Consider the following 20,899-nt stretch of genomic DNA (forward strand, 5'->3'; position numbering starts at 1 on the left):
TATGGTGGGCGCTGACGGGATCGAACCGCCGACATTCTGCTTGTAAGGCAGACGCTCTACCAACTGAGCTAAGCGCCCTTAACGTCTTTATCGTTTGTGAGGTGCATTATAGAGAATCTTTACAGGCTGTCAAACGCTTTTCAGCTTGTTTTCACTTTTTTGCAATCGAGTGATTAAAAAATAGGTCAAATGGTATAAAAACAAGTATTTTCTGTATGTTATTTAACATATTTGCGAAAATTAAAATGATTATTCGCTAAATTTCTTTCCTCAAAATACACTTTTTCTATGATTAATCCCCTTCTTCTATTAAATATTCATATTTTAAATTACAGCGGTGAATACTCAATAAAATAAGCTTGCACATTTTTTAACAGCTATTTTTAGAGTTCAAGTTTATGTTCGGAAATATAAACCAGTGCATTGCAATCAATCAGTTCAAATAACTCCATGACATCCGTATTACGCATACGAATACAGCCATGCGACATCGGCATCCCCATTGGTTCGCTATCTGGTGTTCCATGAATATAGATATAACGTTGATAGGTATCGCAGCCTTCCCCGCGATTAAAGCCCTCTTCTAAACCACTCAGCCATAAAATCCGAGACAAAATCCAGTCTCGTTCAGGAAACTGATTGGCTAAATCGGTGTCGTATACTTCCCCAGTAGGCTTTCGAGCAATAAAAACGGCATTTTGCGGTTGCTCAGCGCCATGTTTTTCAGCAACCAGATGCCAACCCCGTGGGGTTTTACCACTATTTTCAGTTTCACCAATGCCATTTTTTCCTGATGAGATCAGATAAAATTTATTCTTTTTAGGCAGTGTTAAAGTCTGTTCAGCCAGATCAATCAAGACGTCTGCATCCGCAACTACATAAGACATCAGTTGTCCTCTATTTGTTTTTTATCGATTACTGTATTTGGTTCTGGACGTAACCATAACCATATGGCGACAAGCAGCATGGTGGTATTGGTAAATAATTTCACTAAAAATGGTGCATTGGTCAGTAGCATGATCAGCCCACTGATCAACATCATGATACTGGCAAACCATTTCGCCTTACGTGGTACAGTACCATTGGCACGCCATGCTCTTAACGTTGCGCCATATTTAGGATGGTTGAGTAACCAAGCATCCATTTGTGGCCAGCCCTTAGATGCAGCCCAAGCGGCCAAGATCAGAAAAACAGTGGTTGGCATACCCGGCAACAGTGCACCGATAAAGCCTAGGATGACAAAGATCACCACTAAACAACGCCAAAACAACGTTTTCATACCACTTTCCTGAGCACCGAATTGCGGTAGTATAAAGTGTTTTTTAATTTTATCCGTTGTCCTTCTGCATATTTAGCTTCTTTTTTAAGGCACTCGCATGCATCTCATTTCACAGCATCAGTTGTTCGAACCTTGGATCCAATTCAAACATCCATTGGTTCGCCAATTGGCTTTTGCTGTAGCAAGTCCAAACATTTTATCTGCGTTGCCGTTAGAGCTCGATATACAACATACTTTTCATTTTCATCCCTCACAGATCTGGCAACAGCACTTTCAAACCTATTTACCTCGCCTTAAACAGCTCGATCAAGGCCCTAAAGAACTTGAAGACTTTATGGCTCAGTTGAAAAGTACCCGTCTAGGTCTACGCTTTGAAATGTTCATGTGGTTTTGGTTACTGGATCATCGCTATCATGCTTATGAATTGTTGGGTCATAGTATTCAAATCATTGATGGGGCACGGACTACAGGTGAGCTAGACTTTTTAATTAAAAATACCGAAACCAATCAAGTCGAGCATTGGGAGGTCGCGTTGAAATATTATTTGGGTGAAACAGATCTGAGCTTAACCACATGGTATGGTTTGAATCGTACCGACACTTTAAACCGAAAACTAAAACACTTTACCCATAAACAGTTCCAATTCCAGCAAGCTTTAGACACAGACATTCAGACGCGCTTTGCCGTTTTAAAGGGGCAACTCTTTCTCCCCCTAATAAATGGTTTCACAGCAGTTGATGCTTTAAACCAATACTCCCTCCCCGATTGGCTCAATCCAGACCGTCGACTAGGTACTTGGGGTAACGTCATTCCAACGACCGACTTGAATTACTATCGCCTACAACGTCAAGAATGGATTTGCCCAAATGCGGAAGTCAGTAGCCAAAATGCACATTGGTGGACCAATGGACTGTACTTACAAAATCAAAACAATCAGTTTTATATGTACCGAAATCCAAATTTGATTTTAACTTGATTTTGCAGAAGTTACTTTATACAAAAATACATAACGCAACATACGCTTACTCATCTCCTGTAAAACGATGCTATTGTTTAAAGTGTTTATTTTTTAATCTTTAAAAACATCAGAACAAAATCATTTGATGACAATACCAAAATTTTGGAGAATGAGATGAAGAAAATTATTGCTAGTTCATTAGTTATGCTTTTTGTTTTAGCTGGCTGTAATACCGTCAAAGGTATTGGTGAAGATGTTTCTTCAGCAGGTAATGCTGTATCTAATACCGCTGAGAAAACCCAAGATGAAATCCGTAAGTAATTAATACTTGCGTCAAAACCTTATCAATTGATAAGGTTTTTTTTATTGCTAAGTTTCGCATTCCAGAGATTAATCGCCTATTATAGTGCCGACTGTTTTATTGACTTTGAAATGCGCATGACCTCTTCTGCTACTCTCGATCTAAGCCTCCAACTGTTACGTCAGCCATCGGTTACACCAGTGGATCACAACTGTCAAAACATTATGGCTGAACGCTTAGAAAAAATTGGTTTCAACATTGAATCTATGCGCTTTGATGATGTTGATAATCTATGGGCACGAAAAGGCACTGAAGCACCTGTATTCTGCTTTGCGGGTCATACCGATGTCGTTCCTACAGGTAATTTAGATGCTTGGAACTCAGACCCATTTGCCCCTGAAATTCGTGATGGCAAGCTTTATGGTCGTGGCAGTGCAGACATGAAAACCGCCTTGGCCGCAATGGTGGTTGCTTCTGAACGCTTTGTTGTAAAACACCCGAATCATAAAGGCTCAATCGCGTTCCTCATCACCTCAGATGAAGAAGGTCCATCGATCAATGGCACAGTCAAAGTGATCGAAACACTCGAAGCTCGTAATGAAAAAATGAAGTGGTGTTTGGTGGGTGAACCTTCAAGTACCCATCAACTGGGTGATATTGTTAAAAATGGTCGTCGTGGTTCACTCAATGCAGTACTGACAGTCAAAGGAAAACAAGGTCACGTGGCTTATCCACACTTGGCCATTAACCCAATTCATATGGCGTCTAAAGCCGTTGCTGAACTTTGTGATACGGTTTGGGATCAAGGCAACGAATACTTCCCTGCGACGTCTTTCCAAGTGTCCAATATCCAAGCTGGTACAGGGGCAACCAATGTCGTTCCAGGCACCATGACCGTGACTTTCAACTTCCGTTATTCAACTGAATTGACCGCTGAAGAATTAAAAGCACGTGTTTTAGAAATTTTGGATCGTCATGGTTTAGACTACGACATTAAATGGACACACTCAGGCTTACCTTTCCTGACGCCAGTGGGTGAGTTAGTGAATGCGGCTAAAAATGCCATTCGTAATGTGACTGGTGTAGAAACTGAGCTTTCAACCTCAGGCGGAACATCTGATGGTCGCTTTATTGCGCCTACAGGTGCTCAAGTACTTGAGCTTGGTGTTCTCAATGCCAGCATCCATCAAATTGATGAGCATGTGAATGTGGCTGATCTTGAACCGCTTGCTGAAATTTACGAACAAATTTTAGAAGGCCTTTTGACATAAACGTACAAACCCATATAAAAAAGGAACTCAGTTGAGTTCCTTTTTTATTAGATTCAAACTTAAGTAGAAAGACCTAAACTCGCCTGAATTTTATTTAAATTCGGTACGTGGTAAGTCTCATCGCCCATACGCACCAGCTGGAAAATGGTGGGATCATTCACAGGGCTTTCATCATCAACAATTTCAGAAATACGCAAACGAATTGACTTCGGCATTTCATTACACATCAAAGCAAAGCGCTGAGAAGCATCATCCCCCTCAATCACCAGTGCCACTCCTTCCATTTGGTCGGGACGGTTGATGGCATAAACAGGCAGATGAAGATCATGCCATTCCACTGTTTTCACCTGCGTATCACTATCGAGTGCAGATAGAACAATATTTTGCGGCAAGAGCATTGAATTTTTTCCATGGCATTCAATGATATAAGCATCAATGAAACCTGTTGATACCGTAATCAGGTATTGCAATTCTTGCTGACTGATTTGCTCACTCATGTTCTTTGAAACATTTGCATTCATTTATTTACCCCTGCTTTTCAGCCAATAACTGCTGAATATTGACAAGTAATTCTGCCTCTTGGAATGGTTTGCCCATGTAGTGGGTCACGCCCAAGCTGAAAGCACGTTCACGGTGTTTTTCACCCGTACGCGATGTAATCATAATAATCGGCAAATTCTGGTGAATTTCGTGGTGACGAACCAAGTTCGTTACTTCGAAACCATCCATACGTGGCATTTCAATATCCAGCAACATCAAGTCTGGTTTAACGCTCTCAAGCTGCTCCATCGCATCGACACCGTCTTTTGCAGTCACAATATCAAAGCCTTGGCGCTCTAATAAGCGCGATGTGACCTTACGAACCGTGACCGAGTCATCCACAATCATCACTAAACGACGCGTATCCTGATGGCGACCAAAATCACGGTGATCGGCGGCATGCGTCACACGCTTGGTACTTAAAATCTGACGTGCAATGTTCTGCCCATCTAAAATCAAACACACATGGCCATCACCCAAAATCGTTGCACCCGCAATTGCACCAATGCTGGCAAACTGTTGTCCAACCGGCTTCACTACAATTTGCGCACGTGAACCAATCAGCTGATCAACCAACAATGCAATGGTTTGTCCACTATTGCCTTTAATCAACAACACCGGCAATGAATGTCCAATATTACTCAAACGCGGAATCGGCTGATTGGATAAAAACTCAGATAAATAGCGCAGTTTATAACTCACACCATCAATTTTGAATTGGTCATCTTTGCTGTGGAAATAGTGATCCAGTGCTGTTGGAGCAATACGCACAATACGATCAATCTGCGCCAATGGAATCGCATATTGTTGATCACCGGCTTTCACCATCAACGCATCGCTCACCGCTACCGTAGTCGGTACGCGAATAATGAAGGTCGTGCCGAGTCCAATTTCCGACTCAACCGTGACATGTCCACCTAGTGCTTTAATTTCACTTTGCACCACATCAAGACCAACACCACGTCCAGAAATTTGCGTCACTTCTTTGGCCGTACTAAAACCCGGATGGAAAATAAACTGTAAGATTTCCTGTTTATCCAGCACTTGATCGACTTTAATTAAACCTAAGTTTAGCGCTTTCGCTTTAATCGTACTTTCATCAATACCCTTACCATCATCTTTAAAGCTGACGATAACATCTGTACCTTGACGGCTAATGTTCAGCTCAATTTGGCCTGTCGCTGATTTTTTCGCAGCACTACGTTGTTCCGTATCTTCAATACCGTGGTCGATTGCGTTACGTAGCATATGCTCAAACGGTGTAACCAACCGTTCAAGAATCGTACGATCTAATTCACCTTCGGTGTTATGAACGACCAATTCCGTTGGACGGTTCAAAGTTGATGCGGTCTGACGTACAATACGTTGCAAACGCGGCAGCATACGTGAGAACGGTACCAAACGTGTCCGCATTAAGCTTTCTTGAATCTCCGCTTGAATACGGGATTGTTGTAATAACAAGCCTTCCGCATCACGAATTTTCTCAGCCAAAGTGCTCTTAAAATCGACCAAATCCGAAGCCGACTCTGCTAAGGATTTAGACAATTGGTTGAGCGATGAATATTGGTCCATTTCCAAGGGGTCAAAGTCTGCGTAGCGCGAGTTTTCAGAACCGTGCTTCGCAATAATTTGACTTTCAAGCTCGCCTTCCATTCGACGTAACTGATCCGCCAAACGCTTAATTGCAAGCTCCATCTCGTTCAACGTATTGCCGAGCTGACCTAAGTCCATCTCGATACGCGAACGGTTAATCGCATTTTCACCTGACAGGTCGATCATTTTCTCAACCAAATCAGCTGAGATACGGATCATCTCATTACCACCATCCAAGTGAGTCGTTTCTTTCCACTCACCCAACATTGCTGGCGGCTCAGTACCATCACCCTGCACAAACTCAAAACTTGGTACCGCATTGAGTAAATCAATTTGAGTTACACGCGTCGGTAATTGCGCAATCACATCCACATAATCAATAGATGCTAAGCTGTTTTTCAGACCATCATAATTACTAAAATCACGTTTGAAGATGGCTTGTTTTAACCATTCAAATGCGGTTTGCAATAATGGGTCATACACGTTTGAACTGAAATTATGTACAGCAAATTGCTCAAATGTAGTTTCTAGCTCATAAGCAATCGCACCAACGGGTTCATTCTCCGCCATACGCGCGCCGCCTTTTAAGCTGTGCGCGGCACGTTGCAATTGTAGTAACACACTACGGTCACTACGTTGTTCAGTCCACTGTTTCAGTAAGCCATCCGTAGTCACTAAAATTTCTTCGGCTTCTTCCAAGAAGGTTTCTTCAACAATTGATAAAAGACTGGCTGCTTCTTCAACAGCGCTGACTGCTTCTTCTTGGACAAGTGACGGAGTATCCAGCTGTTCAACGACAGTAAAGTCAGTGTTATCAACTACACTCGGCTCTTCAATCGCAGTTGCTGACTCAACAGCAGTTATTTCAACTTCAATTATTCTATCTACATTAGATAAAGGTTCTTGAACTGGAGGTTGAGTCTCTTCAATTGCTGCAACAACCGCCTCAACCAAAGGCTCAGATGCTGTAGTTATAACAGTCGTACCCTCAACTAAGCTCTGAATGTTATGCAGTACCTTGATGGTCGCTGTTGCTGGATAATCAACCTTCTCGGTGCGAATGACCTGAATTCGGTCTGCGACGTCATCCTGTACTAAACGTATGATGCTGATCAACTGTGGCGTTGTGGCAATTTGCTGACGAATCACACGCTCATAAATAGACTCTAATTCGTGTGCAATCGAACCAATAAAAGGTGCAGAAATCATATTGGCACCACCTTTTAAGGTGTGCAAATAACGCATTAAATTATTGAGTGCCGCGGTATCATTGCCATTTTTAGACCAAGTATTGAGATCCTGATCCATCCCCATCAATAATTCTTCGGCTTCTTCCAAGAAGATATCGAGCAAATCATCATCAAAATCGGTGTTAGCCGTATTCGATTGCTTGTACTGATGATCAGATGCAATTTGCTGCGAAATCTGCGCAAGATCAAGGCTTGGTTGTAAAGTATTTCCAGAAACAATAGCCTCAGCAACAGGTTCAATTACCGTCGTCGAAGTCGATTCAACATCTTGCTGTACGAAGGCCATTAATTCATTCAGAACTTTATGCACTTCTTCAGTCAGAATGACGCGCTGACCCGCAGCTAAAGTGTCAAATAAATGGATAAATTCTTGATGTGCCTGACCAAATAACTCGTATGCATAATCTACATTGAGTAATTCTGGCTTTTCCAGTAAGGCTTGATAACCCGCATATAGCTCAGAAGTAAAGTCATGAATTCCTTGAGCAGCACGGTTATTGGTAAATTCCAGCAATTGTTTTGCTTGTTCACCTAAGTGCTGAATATATTCAGGATATTCAACCTTAGCACGCTGATCAAACTCAAACTCGGCATCAAGCAGCAGATCAATATTTAACTCGATCAGCTTCGAGACCATACCTTGTGGGTTCAGTTCATCGTCTACGTCTTCTATACTGAAACCATAGTTATCCCAAGCCGTAGTGAACGTAGCATAAATCACGTCAAGCTGTTCGTTCGTACCACGCCCAAGCACATGTAAATAGTCACGTACAAATTCAGCATATTGGGTGAGTAAAGAGATTTCCTTCGAAGTAGAAACGATCTCTTCTTGAACCAAAGTTTTAAATAGATTTTCAACTTTTGAGCTGGCATTAAAGACATGCTCAATTTGCGCCATAGACGAACTACCGCGCAATGTATGTAAAGCCCGGATTAAACCATTGTAATCTTGTACTTTGGTTTCATCTGCATTTAAGAACTGATCGATAGTCGCTAAATGGTCTTCCGCTTCTTCAATGAAGATCGCTAAAGTTTCTTCAAGGACATCATGCACTTGATCATCCTGCTCAGAAACGTCTGCAACTTGTGGCTCAGATTCAGCCACTTCGATATCGCTCAGCTCTAGTCCCGTCACGACATCATTACTATTTAGATGATTAGACAGTTGTAGCAACTCTTCTAGAGCAGGTTCTAAACTTTGATTTTGTTGTAATTGTTGTCCAATTAAAACCAATGGACGAAGATCAAGATCAATTTTCTGCAGCGCTTTAAAAGTCGGATACAGTTTAAATTGAAACAGTTTGAATACTGTTTTAGCAAATTTTTGAACCGTTGCCGTAAGCGGTACAGCCCCTGAAATCACACGATTTAAGGTGTCTTCAACCGCCCACGCTGTTTCACCTGCTGACTTTGCCCCCACCATACGACCAGAGCCTTTTAAGGTATGGAAGTGACGACGTATGCTCAACAAAGTTTCTTGATGTGTCGGTTCAGCGTACCACTTTTCAAATAATGGATCTAACTCAACGAAGATTTCTTCAATTTCTTCAACAAAAATTTCAAGAATTTCTGCATCTTGATCTAGATAACTATCTTCCGGAAGCGTTGTCGTTTCAACTAAATGTTTTAATATTTCTTTCATAGCTAAGGCTTCTTGCGTTGTCAGCTACCCAAAAAAGGTGCATAAACTTCATTATAACCATCATCCCAAACCAGTCTTTTTGCTCAAGCTAATTGAGTTGATGTGTATCCTGATTTTGGTATGCCACTCAGATGATGAGCAGCATACCCTCCCCAAAGCAAGTGCTTAATCAGGCAGTTTAAAGTCTGTTACAGACTCACGTAACGCTTCCGCCATGTTCGCAAGTTCAGAGACTGAACGTGCTGTATCGAACGTCGCAGTGGTGGTTTGTGAAGTAATTTCTTGTACGACGTTCATCGTAGTTGCAATATGACCTGCAGATGCGGATTGTAGCTTTGCTGCATCCGAAATGTTTGCAATCAATTTCGCCAAATTACCCGATACGTTTTGAATCTCATCCAGCGCAACACCCGCATCCTTAGACAAGTTCGCACCACGTACAACCTCAGACGTGGTTTGTTCCATCGAAATTACAGCTTCGTTGGTGTCGGTCTGAATGGTTTTTACCAGTGTTTCAATCTGTTTGGTTGCTGAAGCTGAACGCTCTGCAAGACGCTGTACTTCATCCGCAACCACGGCGAAACCACGACCTGCTTCACCTGCCATCGATGCTTGGATCGCTGCGTTTAAAGCCAAGATGTTCGTTTGGTCGGCAATATCGTTAATCAAGGCAACAATGTTACCAATCTCTTGCGAAGATTCACCCAAACGTTTAATACGTTTAGAGGTTTCTTGAATCTGCTCACGAATGATATCCATACCTTCAATTGAACGGTTTACAACGTTCGCGCCATTTGCAGCAATTTTTACTGAACGTTCTGCTACCACCGCTGATTCTTCAGCGTTTGAAGATACTTGGTCAATTGACATTGCCATTTCGTTAATCGCGGCAGATGCACCCGCAATTTCTTGCGCTTGGTGTTCAGATGCTTCGGCTAACTGGTTGGTAATCCCCTGCGTACTTGCCGTATATTGTGCAACCTCTTGAGAGGTTTCGGTAATACGCGATACAAGGTCACGTAATTGGTCAATTGCGAAGTTAATCGAGTCGGCAATTGCACCCGTGAAGTCTTCAGATACCGTTGCATATGAACGTAAGTCACCATCTGCAAGATCGGCAATCTCATCCAGTAAACGTAAAATCGCGTTCTGGTTACGGTCATATTCATCTTGTAGACGAGATACACGTTTTTTATCAGATTCGCCACGAAGTACGAGTAATTTAAATACGCAGAATAAGAAAGCAATCAGGGCTAGAATTAGACCTAAGGCAGGGATCGCAATCGCTAAACCTGTACCACCTGACAATTTATTTAAATTGCTTAACAAAGCATCCGACTGTTCAAAAATCGATGATGACGCTTGGCGTACTTTAACGATTTGTGATGAGTTCTTTAAAACGGTTGCTGCTGCTGACTTCAGTACATCATCATATTCAGATTGAATACTGGTTAAAGAGTCACGCATTTCAGGGTCATTAATACGCTCTACACCTAAGTCTGCACTGCCATTTAACTGTGCGTTTAAGTATGACGCGAAGGTTTCTGTATCTGAGCTAAAGTCATCCGCAGATTCACGCGAGTTGTCTGAACCCGTTAATACCGAACCAATTGAACGTAAAATACGTTCCGCGATGAATACTTGGTTTTTTGCAATCACGACTTGGTTGGCTGGCACATTTTGACGTGCCATTTGGTCAACCATTAAGTTGTATTCGGCCTGAATCCCTGGAATACTTTCACTAATCGCGATGTTGGTATCGTAGAGTTGGTTAATGATTTTTTGTTGTGACGCAATTAAATCAATATTTTCAGAAACTTTTTTCCACTGTGCATCTACTTCACGCAGTGCATCTGTACTTGCGTGAATATCTTTTACTGTTTCTAAATTTTCAGCAAAAGACTTTTGTGATTCTGTCAGTTTTTTAATGGCATCAGGTGTACCTGATGCTGTTGCTTCAGTTGCCTGACGCGAAATCGTTTGTGATAAAAGACGTAAATCACCCAAGCTACGGGTGAATTCGTTATTTCGAGGTACGCTATAGAATAGGTACAACAGTAAGAAAATTGCCAGTACGATACAAAATGCCGCACCCAAAATTAATGGCTTGGACTTTTCACTATCACCAAATACACGTGAAAACTGTTCCGTCTGTGATTGAAGTTTTGCTACTAAAGCATTTCCACCTGAGCGGTTACTGCTTCCATCCGTATTTTTCTTTTTAAGTTTAAAGCCCATGCAGCTTCTCCCCGATTTACGCCCTTATAATTTCGCGCGCGACAATGATATTAATTTATAAATTTTATAGATGCGTTCATATACTTTGGATTGTCTAATAAGCGACTGAATAAGAAAACATGCCATTGTTGGTTGTGTTGGTGAAAATACCCTTGGCAATATTCTTTTAAATTCCGATCTAAATCTTCATGTTTAGAAAAGAAACTTTTCTTATTAAAGTGCTGAATCCCCAGAACCTGATCTACAACTAAACCGACATAGTGGTCATTGTGACTAATACAGAGTACTTTTTGAGTTGGTGAATACGCACTTCGATGCCCTGATACATAGTGCGCTAAATCGGCAACAGAAAGTAAACGTCCTCGAATATTGGCCAAACCCACAACCCAAGGTTGAGTATTTGGCACTAAGGTATATTTCGGAGGATAAATCACCTCTGCAACTTCACCTAATGGCGCAACAAAATATTGCCCCATCATCTCAAATGCAATGCCCGACCAGCGGTTTACCTCATTTTCGTTTGAAACGTAGTTTTTATTACCACGTTTAGCAAGTCGAAGTAATTCGATAAATCCATTTGCTGCCATAGAGCTTATCCTGCGTTCAGGTGTTGCTTAATCACATCAATCAGTTGGTTTTCATCAACAGGCTTGGTTAAATAATCACATGCACCTTGACGCTTACCCCATACACGGTCTGTAGCCTGATCTTTAGTACTAACGATCACTACGGGAATGTGTTTAGTTGTTGCGCCACGCGCAATTTGACGAGTTGCTTGGAAACCATTAACGCCTGGCATCACCACATCCATCAACACAAGATCAGGAAGTTCAGCTTGAGCCATGGTTACACCATCGGCACCATTCGACGCTTCAATCACTTCAAAACCGTGTTTCCCCAAAATTTCTTTAAAGCGGAATGTCTCTGTAGGTGAGTCATCCACAATTAAAATACGCGCCATAATTTTCCCCAATTACACTTATATTATTTATGCTGAAACGTGATTACGAATCGCATTTAATAATTCATCTTTACTAAACGGCTTTGTTAAATATTCATCTGAACCGACAACACGCCCTTTGGCTTGGTCAAATAGACCATCTTTGCTAGAGAGCATCACGACAGGAATATTTTGATAATTTTGTGAATTTTTGATTAATGCACACGTTTGATAGCCATCGAGACGCGGCATCATAATGTCGACAAATACGATATCAGGATTGGCTTGAGCAATTTTTGACAATGCGTCAAAACCATCGACTGCAGTCACCACTTCACAACCTTCGCGTTGCAATAATGTTTCAGCTGTGCGACGAATGGTTTTTGAATCATCAATGACCATTACTTTTAGATTCTGGAATTTATCGTCCATTTAATATGACCCTTCCCATTTTTAGAATGTTTGTAGAAACAGATTCGTAGACGCTTTACAAGTTACGTACACTTTTAACATATATTTACTTATATTTTCAACGAACAGTTTCCGCATAAAACCACACTTCATCTTCTTTTTAAGAACGGCTTCACACTTTCCTATACCCGTCGATTTTTTTTTGACTGATTATATTTTTTATTCCTAAATTTAGGACTAATATAGCACTATTTATTGCTTGTAAATAAGTAATTTAGTCAACTTTAAACTGGGGGTATCGATGCTTAGGGAGTTTAATCACAAACTTGCTTTGATCGTGAAAAAAAGGATGACTGCGAAAGTCATTTTGCTGGCTGTGCTAAGTTTGCAGACCATCTCGATTTTGGCCGATCCACCTAAAGCGGTCTGGTATCGATATTACGACAGTAAAGGCATAGCAAACGTCAGTAGCAGTGTCACCCCCAACCATATTCGTTATGGTTATGAAGCACTCGATAGCAACATGCAAGTGATTCAACGAGCACGTCCATATAACGCAGAAAAAGATGCGCAATATGCGCCACAACGGGCAGCAGCAGCCAAGCAACGCGAGTCAGATCTTAAATTAAAACGCGCTTATACCAACAGCCAAGTCGCCACTCAAAAACGCAATACTGCCCTTTCTTATATCTTAAAACAGATTAAGTTTCAGCAAGATGAATTAAAACAATTACAGAATGACCGCATTGGATTCTTACGCCAAGAAAAAGAGAACATGCGTAAAGGCAAAAGCAATCCGAAACCGCTCCAAGATATGATTGATTATAATTCCAAAAATATTGTGATGAAAAAAGAGCAAATACAATCGTTACAAAGTCACTATCGTAATACCAAGGCCGAATACGACAGAATTATTGCTCGTTTAAAAACACTTGAATAATCTGCGTCTTATTTACAGTGTGCTGACTTTCGCCGCTAGACCAAAGGATTTGACTCAATGCAGGCTGCACCATGTATAAAAACTAAATTAAGCCGCCAAGTACTCCCTATTTTTAAACTCAGTCCGCTGTGTTTGTGCTTACTCCTCTCTGCCTGCCAAAAACAAGACGAAGTCACCTCCCCTACTTCGTCTACAGCTAAAATCGAGCTGATAGCAGAAGACTTGGTTCAGTTCCAAGAAGGGCCTTCTATCCAACGTACAGCTTTTACTGGCACCATTCGAGCCGTCAATCAAAGTTCCATTCAGGCTCAAGTGACAGCGACAGCAACCGCAGTTTCAGTTCAAGTTGGACAAGCTGTTCAAAAAGGGCAAGTGTTGGTTCGATTGAACAATCAAGATAATGCTGCGCGTCTTGCCCAAGCTCAAGCCAATCTTGCATCAACCCTAGCCCAAGCCAATCTTGCAAAAAGCATGTTTCAAAGGAAAAAACGTTTACTCGATCAGGGCTTTATTTCTAAAGTGGAATATGAACAAAGCCTTGTGGACTATCAAGCTCAATTAGAAAATGTTCATGCGCAACAAGCCAATGTTGATATTGCCGAAAAAGCGGATCGCGATGGCACTATTTTAAGCCCGATTTCAGGGGTTATTACTCAACGTCAGGTAGAACCTGGACAAACAGTATCCGCAGGACAAACCCTTTTTGAAATCATTGACCCGAGTCATTTAGAAATACAGGCCAAAATTCCAAGTGATCTACAAGCAGCTTTAAGTTTGGGAGAAAAAATTGAATATCGACTGCAAGGCAATCCTCAAAAACTGACAGCCAAGCTTAGTCGTATTTCCCCGATTGCAGATCCCACAAGCCGTCAAATTGAGTTCTTTGCTCAGCCAATTGAAAGTATTAATTCATTGAGTATCGGTACCTTTGTGGAGGGCGACATACTTGGTTCACAGTCCATCTCAGGGCAAATTATCCCGCTTGATACCATTCAGGATATACAAAACTCACCTTATGTTTGGGTGATTCGCCACAATAAAATTGAACGTGTTCACATAAAAGTATTGGAACAACGCTATAGCAACAACAGTGCTGTGGTACAGGGGCTACAAACTGGCGACCGCATCAGTCATATAAAGTTTAATGAAAAAGATTTGCATCAAATGGTGACAATCAATCCATAAAAATAAGAAAAGGTTGTTGCTATGTGGTTAACCCGTATTAGTGTGAAATATCCTGTTTTTACCATCATGATGATGTTTTGTCTGATGGTTTTAGGCTTAGCTTCTTGGCAAAGAATGGGGGTTGAGGAATTCCCTGATGTCGACTTCCCCTTCGTGGTGGTTTATACCACCTATCCAGGAGCATCGCCTGAAACGGTTGAGTCTGAAATCACCAAGAAAATGGAAGACCAAATCAATACTATTTCAGGTTTAAAACAGGTCATCTCTCAATCTAGCGAAGGCTTGTCGACCATTATTGCTGAGTTTGATCTCGATGTTTCTTCCGCTATAGCCGCGCAAGATGTCCGCGATAAAATTGCACCGGTCACCGCTGAGTTTCGAGACGAAATTCAAGACCCGATTGTTGAACGTTACGATCCTTCTGCCAATGCCGTGATGTCAATTGTATTTGAATCACAAAACATGTCACTAAAAGAGCTCAGTTCTTATTTGGATCAGCGCATCGTTCCACAATTTAGAACCGTTTCTGGTGTCGGGACAATCAACTTATTGGGTGATGCCAAGCGACAAATTCGCATACAGATTGAACCCCACAAATTACAAAGTTTTGGGATTGGTATTGATCAGATCATCAACATGCTAAAAGCTGAAAATGTCGAGGTTCCGGGTGGAACGTTGAAACATGGTAACAGTGAACTTGTGGTCGAAATTAAGTCTAAAGTGATTCATCCTTTAGCCTTCGGCGATTTGGTGATTGCCAATAAAAATGGTGTACCGATTTATTTACGCCAAGTTGCAAGCATTTCAGACAGCCAAGCCGAACTTGAGTCAAGTGCCTATTTAGATGGTAAAACTGCGGTTGCGATTGATATTTTACGCAGTTCCGATTCAAATGTAATTGACGTGGTCGACGGTGCTTATGAGTCCTTAGCAGATATCCAAAAACAGTTGCCTGAAGGCACCATAGCAAAAGTCGTGGTAGATTCATCCAAAGGCATTCGTAATAGCATCACCGATGTTGCACGTACCATTATTGAAGGTGCAGCTCTTGCCGTTTTGATTGTCTTGCTGTTTTTAGGCTCATTCCGTTCCACCGCCATTACAGGCATGACCTTGCCGATTGCCCTCCTTGGCACTCTGACGTTTATTTGGATCTTTGGCTTTACTATCAATATGATGACCTTACTGGCACTATCACTCAGTATTGGTCTACTGATTGATGATGCGATTGTGGTCCGTGAAAATATTGTGCGACATGCAGACATGGGCAAAGACCCTGTCACAGCAGCCTTTGATGGGACCAAAGAAATTGGACTCGCTGTTTTATCCACCACCTTAACCATTGTTGCGGTGTTCTTACCTGTGGCATTTATGGGCGGTATTATCGGTCGCTTTTTCTATCAGTTTGGCGTAACCGTCAGTACTGCTGTGCTGATCTCCATGTTTGTCAGCTTTACTTTAGATCCAATGCTATCTGCACATTGGGCTGAACAGCAAAATCCACATAAGCCACCCAATCGAGTCAAACGTTTCTTTAATTGGATTTCTGGCAAACTAGATAATCTCAGCCATGGCTATGAGAAATTACTCAAGCTTGCTCTACGCTTCCGACTCATCACCCTCATGGTTGCTGTGGCTTCGCTATTCGGTGCATTAGGCTTATCTAAACTAATTGGAACAGAGTTTGTCCCTGTTCCAGATAAAGGTGAGATCCGGATTAAGTTTGAAACACCTGTCGATGCATCTTTGGAATATTCACAAGCCAAACTGCTGCAAGTCGATAAAATTATTCAGCAGCACCCTGACGTTCGAGCAACCTATGCCGTGATTAATGGTGTTACGGATCGTGGTAAAAACCATGTCAGTATTCGCGTAACCGTTACACCACGTACAGAACGCAAGAAAAGCTTAACCGACTTAAACAATGAGTTCCGTCAACGCCTACAACAAGTGGGTGGCATTACCGTGACCTCAATTGCCTCCGCAGATGAAACGGTATCGGGCGGACAAAAACCCGTGATGATTTCCATCAAAGGTCCAGACTTAGCCGAATTGCAAAAAATTTCAGACCGCTTTATGGCAGAAATTGCGCAAGTCAAAGGCATTGTCGACTTAGAAAGCTCACTTAAAGCTCCTAAACCGACTTTAGGCGTGCATATTAATCGGGTCTTAGCCAGCGATTTGGGCCTATCGGTCAACCAAATTGCCAATGTCATTCGCCCACTGATTGCAGGGGATGATGTCACCACATGGCAAGATGACAAAGGCGAAACCTATGACGTTAACCTGCGCTTAACTGAAAATGCGCGTAGCTTACCTAGTGATGTACAAAACCTTTACCTCACATCGCAAAAAACGGATGCCAATGGTCAAGCCTTATTGATTCCCCTTTCTAGTGTTGCGCATTTAGAGCAAAGTCTGGGGGCATCGCAGATTAATCGTCGCGATCTAGCACGGGAAGTCTTAGTCGAAGCCAACACCGCAGGTCGTCCTGCAGGCGATATTGGGGTAGATATTAAAAAAATTGAAGACAACTTTGACCTTCCTGCAGGTTATAGCTTTGACACACAAGGTTCAAACAAAGATATGGCTGAATCTGCAGGCTATGCCATGACCGCAATCACCTTATCCATTGTGTTTATTTATATTGTGCTAGGTTCACAGTTTAATAGTTTTATTCACCCTGCGGCGATTATGGCTTCCCTTCCTTTATCGCTGATAGGGGTATTTTTAGCACTCTTCTTATTTAACTCCACCATGAACTTGTTTTCCATTATTGGCATTATCATGTTGATGGGTCTGGTGACCAAGAATGCAATTCTATTAATCGATTTCATTAAAAAAGCCATGGATCACGGCGTTGATCGTTATCAAGCGATTATTGATGCAGGTAAAACACGTCTACGCCCTATTTTGATGACTACTAGTGCCATGGTAATGGGCATGGTACCTCTGGCTTTAGGGCTAGGTGAAGGTGGTGAACAAAGCGCACCGATGGCACATGCAGTGATCGGCGGTGTCATTACATCGACACTGCTGACCTTAGTGGTGGTTCCTGTGATCTTCACCTATTTAGATGACTTTAAGAACTTTATGCTGCGTCAAGTACGTAAAATCATGTCATAATAATCAACATTTTTCTGAGGTGGTGTCGACATGCCTCCTCATTTTTCATCGTATAATCTTTGACTTTCAAAGTTTAAAATTTTAGGACAGTTTCCATGCGCGCGAGTCGCTTTTTATTTGCAACGTTAAGAGAAACCCCAAATGACGCAGAAGTGATTTCACATCAACTAATGCTACGTGCTGGGATGATTCGTAAATTGGCTTCAGGTTTATACACTTGGCTGCCGATGGGCGTTCGCGTATTAAATAAAGTTGCAGCGATCGTTCATGAAGAAATGAACAATGCGGGTTCACTAGAAGTCCTGATGCCCGTAACTCAGCCAGCATCTTTATGGGAAGAATCTGGTCGATATGTCCAATACGGCCCTGAACTGCTTCGTTTTAAAGACCGCCATGGCAACCCTTTCGTGCTTGGTCCTACCCACGAAGAAGTAATTACAGATCTTGCGCGCAATGAACTCAAAAGCTATAAACAATTGCCTGCAAACTTCTACCAAGTACAAACCAAATTCCGTGATGAAATTCGTCCACGTTTCGGTGTAATGCGTTCACGTGAATTTATCATGAAAGATGCTTATTCTTTCCACGCAAACCAAGAATCACTGCAAGAAACCTATGACATCATGTACGACGCGTACTGCAAAATCTTTACCCGTTTAGGTTTAGATTTCCGTCCAGTACAAGCCGATACAGGTTCAATTGGTGGTTCAGGCTCACATGAATTCCACGTGTTAGCATCAAGTGGTGAAGATGATATCGCCTTCTCGACTGAATCTGACTATGCTGCAAACGTTGAAATGGCTGAAGCCGTTTTGGTCGGTGAACGTGCGGCTCCAACCAAAGCTTTAGAAGTTGTCGATACACCAAATCAAAAAACCATCGCAGATGTATCAAACTTCTTAAAATCTGATCCTGCTCACTCTGTAAAAGCCTTGTTAGTGCAAGGTATTGCAACCGAAGAAGGCCAAGCAACACCTGTGGTGGCATTGTTCTTACGTGGCGATCATGAGCTGAATGAAATTAAAGCGGAGAAGCATCCACACATTGCATCACCATTGACTTTTGCAACAGAAGAACAACTTGCTGCACTTGGTTTAACCGCTGGTTTCTGCGGACCACAAGGCTTAGTTGAAAAAGGCTTAACAGTCATTGTTGACCGTTCAGCCTCTATCCTATCTGACTTTGTTGCAGGTGCAAATGAGGTTGATAAACACGTTACTGGTCTAAACTGGGAACGTGATGCACAGTTCACTGAAGTTTATGACTTACGTAATGTGGTTGAGGGTGATCCTTCTCCGGATGGTAAAGGTACGCTGCAAATTAAACGCGGTATCGAAGTCGGTCATATTTTCCAACTTGGTCAAAAGTATTCAGAAGCTTTGGGTTGTAAAGTTTTAGGTGAAGATGGTAAGCCATTTACTGTAACCATGGGTTGTTACGGTATTGGTGTGACACGTGTAGTTGCCTCTGCAATTGAGCAAAACTTTGACGAAAAAGGTATTATTTGGCCTATGGCAATTGCACCGTTTGAAGTTGCCATTGTGCCTATGAATGCACATAAGTCTCCACGTACTTTAGATGCAGCTGAAGCCTTATATGCTGAACTCACGGCAGCAGGTTATGATGTTTTACTGGATGATCGTAACGAACGCCCAGGCGTAAAATTCTCTGACCTAGAGCTTACAGGTATTCCTCACCGTATTGTGATTGGTGAGAAAGGCTTGGATGCAGGTACTTTTGAATATAAAGGCCGTCGTGATGCTGAATCTGTAAACATTTCTAAAGAAGAGTTATTCGCGAAAATTGCAAAATAATTCATTTTAGATTAAAAAAATCCCGCGTATATCGCGGGATTTTTTTATTACGTTATATGTTTAACAGAACTTTAAACCACCGTAGCAGTTTGATCTAAAGTTTTGTCCTTGTAAGCTTAAATTAGTTAAAGGAAAATCTAAAATGGTTGTATTCATTGGTACATTACCCACAACCAGTGCAGAACCACCAACGCAACCTGTTAAAAGATTGCCACAATTTCGCGGATGATTAGTTAATTCATCATTGATCCCAGCAATAGTTTGTTTTAGCACTTGATTGGTAATTGCTACTTTGGTTGTTGGACTTAAGCTGCCCAACTCGACTTCATCCTCCATCGCCAACCACCAGCCCTTATTGGCACCAACAGCAGCCCCCGTCCATAAAATATCTTGGGATTGTAAGGATAACGACGCGGGGTTGTTTAAATAAAGTGCATGAATTAAGCCCAAACTCTGATTCACCGTAATATCTGTATTAAGGCCTGTAATATTACCCGACACTTGCTTATCTAAGTTTAAGAAACCAAGTACTTTAGCCGTTAATTGTCCACTAAAATCAATTTGTCCAACCGTGCCACTTCCCTTTAAGGTCACATCTTTCATTCGCGTCCCAGACACAATCGTTGAATTAATCGTAAAAGGAGCAGAAGTTGAAGATAGACTCAAATTATAAGTATCAGATGAATAAGAAATATCGTGACAAGGATCTAAGAAACCACCTACGCAAGTTGTACCAGGACTACTTCCGAATAAACGACCTGAAACTGCCCCATTAATAGTTAAGCCTGTATCCGCATACGTCATATTACGAGCCTCTGTCACAGCTGTACCTGATGCCGTTTTGGTTTTCATATAACCACTAAAAGTATTAATACCATTCGGGTTCCCATTATTCTCTGTACCAAGCGTCATTAAACCCTTAATTTTTTCAGCACTGACACGAAACCCTAACACCTCACGTGTTGCAGCTGAAGTTGGATTTTTAATGGCAAATTGAATAAACGGATTTGTGATTAATGCCGAAGTTGCTGCACGCTGATCTGATGTATAGTTCGGGTCATCAGGCAGTCCACTTAAAGAAATATGATCGATATCGATATCACAACTGTTCGCTCGAATTGAATTATTGTCACCACCACATCCTAATTGAAGCTTTTTAATATTGGCATTCAGCTCCAATTCGGCACTTAGAGCCAACTTATAAAAACCAATGTTTGATTGGTTATATGTTTTCCCTTGTGCATCGGTTGTATTTGTCCCCTGCTGGAACTCTAGATTCATCAAAGACTGACCTTCGACTTCTGCCAATTCCTCGTCATTTAAAGCGGTCATCGCATAACTTTGGCTCAAGCCTAATGTCGCTGTGATTAGAATTGAAATTAAAGACTTATTCATTTTATTTTTCCTTGTC

General features: G+C 41.8%; 16 protein-coding genes and 1 tRNA gene. 7 read left to right on the forward strand and 10 right to left on the reverse strand.

All coding sequences use genetic code 11. The annotated features are described in order from the left end of the window. Positions 1-2 precede the first annotated feature (2 nt). From RR876_RS02455 to RR876_RS02465, 3 genes are all read right to left on the reverse strand, one after another. Positions 3-78 (reverse strand) — tRNA-Val (locus tag RR876_RS02455). Positions 79-383: 305 nt separating this feature from the next. After that, a complete protein-coding gene (elsL, locus tag RR876_RS02460; RefSeq protein ID WP_332477652.1) occupies positions 384-887 on the reverse strand; it encodes a cell wall-recycling L,D-carboxypeptidase ElsL in 504 nt (167 codons plus the stop codon). Then, positions 887-1,279 carry a YbaN family protein gene (locus RR876_RS02465; RefSeq protein ID WP_148826485.1) on the reverse strand — a complete coding sequence of 131 codons (393 nt, stop codon included), beginning with the start codon at positions 1,277-1,279 and terminating at the stop codon, positions 887-889. Before RR876_RS02465 ends, elsL begins: the two co-directional genes overlap by 1 nt. A gap of 97 nt (positions 1,280-1,376) precedes the next feature. On the opposite strand from RR876_RS02465, the gene RR876_RS02470 reads away from it, so the two are divergent. The 3 genes from RR876_RS02470 (at position 1,377) to dapE (ending at position 3,809) form a co-directional block, all read left to right on the forward strand. Further along, the gene (locus tag RR876_RS02470) at positions 1,377-2,255 is read left to right on the forward strand and encodes a DUF1853 family protein (protein ID WP_332477651.1); all 879 of its coding nucleotides are present in this window, start codon (positions 1,377-1,379) and stop codon (positions 2,253-2,255) included. A 156-nt stretch (positions 2,256-2,411) separates the two neighbouring features. After that, positions 2,412-2,558 (forward strand): entericidin A/B family lipoprotein, encoded by a 147-nt coding sequence (locus RR876_RS02475; protein WP_126035781.1) that lies wholly within the window; start codon positions 2,412-2,414, stop codon positions 2,556-2,558. 117 nt (positions 2,559-2,675) lie between these two features. After that, the gene (gene dapE / locus RR876_RS02480; RefSeq protein WP_332477650.1) at positions 2,676-3,809 is read left to right on the forward strand and encodes a succinyl-diaminopimelate desuccinylase; all 1,134 of its coding nucleotides are present in this window, start codon (positions 2,676-2,678) and stop codon (positions 3,807-3,809) included. Positions 3,810-3,868: 59 nt separating this feature from the next. Here the strand turns inward: dapE and RR876_RS02485 are convergent, their stop codons facing one another. The 6 genes from RR876_RS02485 to pilG all read right to left on the reverse strand — a co-directional run bounded on the left by RR876_RS02485 (position 3,869) and on the right by pilG (position 12,444). Beyond that, on the reverse strand, positions 3,869-4,330 hold the full coding sequence (locus RR876_RS02485; RefSeq protein WP_332477649.1) for a hypothetical protein: 462 nt from the start codon (positions 4,328-4,330) through the stop codon (positions 3,869-3,871). 4 nt (positions 4,331-4,334) lie between these two features. Continuing rightward, positions 4,335-8,834, reverse strand: coding sequence for an Hpt domain-containing protein (locus RR876_RS02490; RefSeq protein ID WP_332477648.1), 4,500 nt, complete (start codon positions 8,832-8,834; stop codon positions 4,335-4,337). Between the two features lie 165 nt (positions 8,835-8,999). Further along, positions 9,000-11,072: a methyl-accepting chemotaxis protein gene (locus RR876_RS02495; protein ID WP_332477647.1), complete on the reverse strand. Its 2,073-nt coding sequence runs from the start codon at positions 11,070-11,072 to the stop codon at positions 9,000-9,002. 50 nt (positions 11,073-11,122) lie between these two features. Continuing rightward, positions 11,123-11,659, reverse strand: coding sequence for a chemotaxis protein CheW (locus RR876_RS02500; RefSeq protein ID WP_004694490.1), 537 nt, complete (start codon positions 11,657-11,659; stop codon positions 11,123-11,125). A gap of 5 nt (positions 11,660-11,664) precedes the next feature. Continuing rightward, a complete protein-coding gene (locus RR876_RS02505) occupies positions 11,665-12,033 on the reverse strand; it encodes a response regulator (protein WP_004694491.1) in 369 nt (122 codons plus the stop codon). Between the two features lie 27 nt (positions 12,034-12,060). Continuing rightward, positions 12,061-12,444 carry a twitching motility response regulator PilG gene (gene pilG, locus RR876_RS02510; protein ID WP_004694493.1) on the reverse strand — a complete coding sequence of 128 codons (384 nt, stop codon included), beginning with the start codon at positions 12,442-12,444 and terminating at the stop codon, positions 12,061-12,063. Positions 12,445-12,724: 280 nt separating this feature from the next. Between pilG and RR876_RS02515 the strand changes: the two genes are divergently transcribed. The 4 genes from RR876_RS02515 (at position 12,725) to RR876_RS02530 (ending at position 19,488) form a co-directional block, all read left to right on the forward strand. Further along, the gene (locus RR876_RS02515; RefSeq protein WP_332481879.1) at positions 12,725-13,363 is read left to right on the forward strand and encodes a hypothetical protein; all 639 of its coding nucleotides are present in this window, start codon (positions 12,725-12,727) and stop codon (positions 13,361-13,363) included. Between the two features lie 57 nt (positions 13,364-13,420). Beyond that, a complete protein-coding gene (locus RR876_RS02520; protein ID WP_332477645.1) occupies positions 13,421-14,548 on the forward strand; it encodes an efflux RND transporter periplasmic adaptor subunit in 1,128 nt (375 codons plus the stop codon). A 21-nt stretch (positions 14,549-14,569) separates the two neighbouring features. Beyond that, positions 14,570-17,674, forward strand: a complete 3,105-nt coding sequence (locus RR876_RS02525) for an efflux RND transporter permease subunit (RefSeq protein ID WP_332477644.1) — start codon at positions 14,570-14,572, stop codon at positions 17,672-17,674. Between the two features lie 95 nt (positions 17,675-17,769). Beyond that, positions 17,770-19,488: a proline--tRNA ligase gene (locus tag RR876_RS02530; protein WP_332477643.1), complete on the forward strand. Its 1,719-nt coding sequence runs from the start codon at positions 17,770-17,772 to the stop codon at positions 19,486-19,488. Positions 19,489-19,548: 60 nt separating this feature from the next. On the opposite strand, the gene RR876_RS02535 is transcribed toward RR876_RS02530, so the two are convergent. Next, positions 19,549-20,883 carry a hypothetical protein gene (locus RR876_RS02535; protein WP_332477642.1) on the reverse strand — a complete coding sequence of 445 codons (1,335 nt, stop codon included), beginning with the start codon at positions 20,881-20,883 and terminating at the stop codon, positions 19,549-19,551. Positions 20,884-20,899: the final 16 nt, after the last annotated feature.

It is taken from the genome of Acinetobacter sp. (assembly GCF_036666595.1).
Classification (GTDB): domain Bacteria; phylum Pseudomonadota; class Gammaproteobacteria; order Pseudomonadales; family Moraxellaceae; genus Acinetobacter.

Excerpts from the sequence above, each read along its gene's own strand:
- elsL (WP_332477652.1), bottom strand. The coding sequence starts at position 887 with ATGTCTTATGTAGTTGCGGATGCAGACGTCTTGATTGATCTGGCTGAA.
- RR876_RS02465 (WP_148826485.1), bottom strand. The coding sequence starts at position 1,279 with ATGAAAACGTTGTTTTGGCGTTGTTTAGTGGTGATCTTTGTCATCCTA.
- RR876_RS02470 (WP_332477651.1), top strand. The coding sequence starts at position 1,377 with ATGCATCTCATTTCACAGCATCAGTTGTTCGAACCTTGGATCCAATTC.
- RR876_RS02475 (WP_126035781.1), top strand. The coding sequence starts at position 2,412 with ATGAAGAAAATTATTGCTAGTTCATTAGTTATGCTTTTTGTTTTAGCT.
- dapE (WP_332477650.1), top strand. The coding sequence starts at position 2,676 with ATGACCTCTTCTGCTACTCTCGATCTAAGCCTCCAACTGTTACGTCAG.
- RR876_RS02485 (WP_332477649.1), bottom strand. The coding sequence starts at position 4,330 with ATGAATGCAAATGTTTCAAAGAACATGAGTGAGCAAATCAGTCAGCAA.
- RR876_RS02490 (WP_332477648.1), bottom strand. The coding sequence starts at position 8,834 with ATGAAAGAAATATTAAAACATTTAGTTGAAACGACAACGCTTCCGGAA.
- RR876_RS02495 (WP_332477647.1), bottom strand. The coding sequence starts at position 11,072 with ATGGGCTTTAAACTTAAAAAGAAAAATACGGATGGAAGCAGTAACCGC.
- RR876_RS02500 (WP_004694490.1), bottom strand. The coding sequence starts at position 11,659 with ATGGCAGCAAATGGATTTATCGAATTACTTCGACTTGCTAAACGTGGT.
- RR876_RS02505 (WP_004694491.1), bottom strand. The coding sequence starts at position 12,033 with ATGGCGCGTATTTTAATTGTGGATGACTCACCTACAGAGACATTCCGC.
- pilG (WP_004694493.1), bottom strand. The coding sequence starts at position 12,444 with ATGGACGATAAATTCCAGAATCTAAAAGTAATGGTCATTGATGATTCA.
- RR876_RS02515 (WP_332481879.1), top strand. The coding sequence starts at position 12,725 with ATGCTTAGGGAGTTTAATCACAAACTTGCTTTGATCGTGAAAAAAAGG.
- RR876_RS02520 (WP_332477645.1), top strand. The coding sequence starts at position 13,421 with ATGCAGGCTGCACCATGTATAAAAACTAAATTAAGCCGCCAAGTACTC.
- RR876_RS02525 (WP_332477644.1), top strand. The coding sequence starts at position 14,570 with ATGTGGTTAACCCGTATTAGTGTGAAATATCCTGTTTTTACCATCATG.
- RR876_RS02530 (WP_332477643.1), top strand. The coding sequence starts at position 17,770 with ATGCGCGCGAGTCGCTTTTTATTTGCAACGTTAAGAGAAACCCCAAAT.
- RR876_RS02535 (WP_332477642.1), bottom strand. The coding sequence starts at position 20,883 with ATGAATAAGTCTTTAATTTCAATTCTAATCACAGCGACATTAGGCTTG.